This window comes from Flavobacterium sp. (genome assembly GCF_013822155.1).
Lineage (GTDB): Bacteria > Bacteroidota > Bacteroidia > Flavobacteriales > Flavobacteriaceae > Flavobacterium.
Window position 1 is genome coordinate 1 of sequence record NZ_PNJW01000122.1, and the last position, 2,728, is coordinate 2,728.

At 32.4% G+C, this 2,728-nt stretch carries 3 protein-coding genes; 2 read left to right on the forward strand and 1 reads right to left on the reverse strand.

Features of this window, described 5'->3' with window-relative positions; genetic code table 11:
* Positions 1 to 480: MarR family transcriptional regulator (locus C0512_RS15055; RefSeq protein WP_290863038.1), on the reverse strand; the 480-nt coding region annotated here is incomplete at its 3' end.
* A 371-nt stretch (positions 481 to 851) separates the two neighbouring features.
* Here C0512_RS15055 and C0512_RS15060 point away from each other — a divergent pair.
* Together C0512_RS15060 and C0512_RS15065 are read left to right on the forward strand one after the other, a co-directional pair.
* Positions 852 to 2,060 (forward strand): AAA family ATPase, encoded by a 1,209-nt coding sequence (locus tag C0512_RS15060; RefSeq protein WP_290863040.1) that lies wholly within the window; start codon positions 852 to 854, stop codon positions 2,058 to 2,060.
* Positions 2,047 to 2,728 (forward strand): ParB/RepB/Spo0J family partition protein (locus tag C0512_RS15065; protein WP_290863042.1); only part of this gene is annotated, 682 nt, incomplete at its 3' end. The genes C0512_RS15060 and C0512_RS15065, both read left to right, overlap by 14 nt.

Below are 2,728 nucleotides of genomic sequence, written 5' to 3' on the forward strand. Positions count from 1 at the left end.
CTTGCCATTTTGATTTGAAAAAGAACTATTTAAAGATTCTTTTGAGCAGGTTTCATCAGTGTTGGAGCTTGTTTGAATGTAGTTTAAAAGCTTAGGCGTGACATGAATATAAAGACGTTTGGTTACAGTGAAATTATTGTTTTTATTAGATGCGCTTAATTTGCAGATGCGCTCAATAAATCCATTTTTTTCAAATTCATCTAAATAGCGACTAACGGAACGTTCAGAAATTGATAATTCTTTGGCAATTTCTGAAAGCTTGCGTGTAAACCATATTTTTTCATCACCGAGGGTATATTTAGAAATTTGCCACCAAAACAGGCATTTATCAAGAAAGACTGCTTTCTTGTGGCTATTAGTTAATGACACCAATTTATCAAAGTGAGCATGAAAAATTGAGCAAAAGTTCCCCATAGATAATATCCTTATCTTATTGTTTTTTTTGGGGAACAAAGCTAAACTATAAGTGGATGAAGCCAAAAATAAAATAGAAATTCTAATCCCTTTAGTATTTTTGGTGTTTAGCTTTGTTCCAAGCTAATCGTTTTATTGTTGAGGAAGAGTCGGCAAACTTTTCCTCAATGCTCTCAGTATGTTTAATTCATTATTATCTCTTTCCCTTGTTCGCAATTTGGTCACTTATCTTCATTAAGTCTTTCACATCGCAATAATAATAATTACAACAAAAAATGTAGTGAACCCCTCTTCTTTCAATACTTTATAACAACCAATTAAAATCCGCAATATGGCAGTGAAAGAAATAAAAAACACGGAATTTGAAAATTATAACTTGATAAATAACGAATTAAACTATAAATTTAAATTTCATCTTTTTTATTATATGGGAATAAATGAAAAATCATGCGGGCATTGACTACATAAGAGCATTAATAGGTCGCGGTGAGAGTGTTTTGCGTCAAATAGAAGAAAGTGGGAGAACTCCAAATAACAAAAAAATCTTGGAAAGAAGATGGTCTTTGAAAGAAGCCTCTGAATTGGTGGGAAGATCAAGTAGCTCAATTCTTAAAATTCAAACGCAATTAATTGCCGAGGGACTTCTTGATAATCTTGAAAAATATGAGTCAACAAATCGTATTTCTGGTTATACATTAAAACAGATAAATCAATTCAGAACACATTTTAAAACTTTTCCACGAAGAGATTCTACAGATGAATGTTTAACTTTAGCTATACAAACCTTTAAGGGAGGAGTTGGAAAATCAGTCACCAGTGTTGCAGCAGCGCAATATTTTGCAACAATGGGTTATAGGGTTTTATTTGTAGATATGGACTCGCAAGCTTCCTCCACCAGTAGTTTTGGTTATATTCCGGATCGTGATATAGATGATGCAAGTACCCTATTGCCTTATTTTAAAGGAGAAAAAGATAGCCTCCATTATTGTATTAGGAAAACCTATTGGGAAGGTTTAGACATTATACCCTCAAATTTACAACTTTATAATCTTGAGTTGGGTATAGCAGAACAAATTAAGGATCTTCCCACCATAGAAAAAAATTATGTTTTTACAGAGTTGAGGCAAGGGATAGATACCGTTAAAGATTCTTATGACTTAGTTATTATAGATAGCCCCCCTGCATTAGGCTTCACGTCAATGAATATTCTATGTGCTGCTGATGCTATTATTGTACCAACCCCCCCTGCACTTTATGAGTTTAGTTCCACGGTTCAATACCTCCGAATGATAGAAAATGTAATTGAAATGATAAATCCCGAAAAAGAATATAAATTTATTAAAATATTAGCCACTGATGTTTTCCCAAATCAAATTAATCACAGAGAATTTCTGCCGATCATGCAGGATGTTTTTGGCTACCATATGATGAGCAAGTATTTTCTACATACTACTGAAATTGGCAATGCAGCCATTGATTTTCAAACTGCACTAGAAGTACGTAGACCTCAAAAAAGAGCGCTTAATATAATCAATTCTTTTTGCAAGGAAATTGAAATTGAAATATGGAAAACGTGGCCTAGTAAATTTAAGAAATTAGAAAAAGAAGGTAAATTTGTGTTGGGAGGTGAAAATGTCTACGCGTAAAAAAAGATCCCTTTCAGGTGTCATCGCGAATGATACTGAATTAGTTGAAAATAAAAATAAAATCATACTTCCTGCTACATCAAGGACATTAGATCAAAGTAAGAAAAGCGTTCATAGTGAAGCCGTTAGAGGAACAGAATTTTTAGTTGAGCCTTCAGATTGCCGACCATGGAAATTTCATAATCGAGATGATGTTTGGATGAATGTTGAAAAATGCCAAGATCTTATTTCGTCCATTAGAAAGAATGGACAAAAGGTTCCCATATTTGCACGAAAAATTGAAAATGATGCTGGTGGTAAAAATTGGGAAATTATAGCAGGAAGAAGAAGATGGTTTGCATGTAACCATCTTGGTATAAAAATTCGAGTTAAAGCAACTGACGCTAATGACCGAGAATGTGCAATTTTAATGAATTTAGAAAATAAAGATAGAAATGATATTAGTGAATTTGAAGATGCTGTAAGTTTTAAACAACAATTAGAGGCTGAATTATTTGATAGCCAAGATGAAATGGCTATAGCCTTAGATCTAAAAAAGAGTAAATTATCAAAAATGCTATCTGCAGCAAAAATTATAGACTACAAAGAAATTATAGATTTATTTAGGGATATTACAGTATTAAAAATTAATCCAATATATTCTTTAGTTTTATTATTGGAAAAAAGTA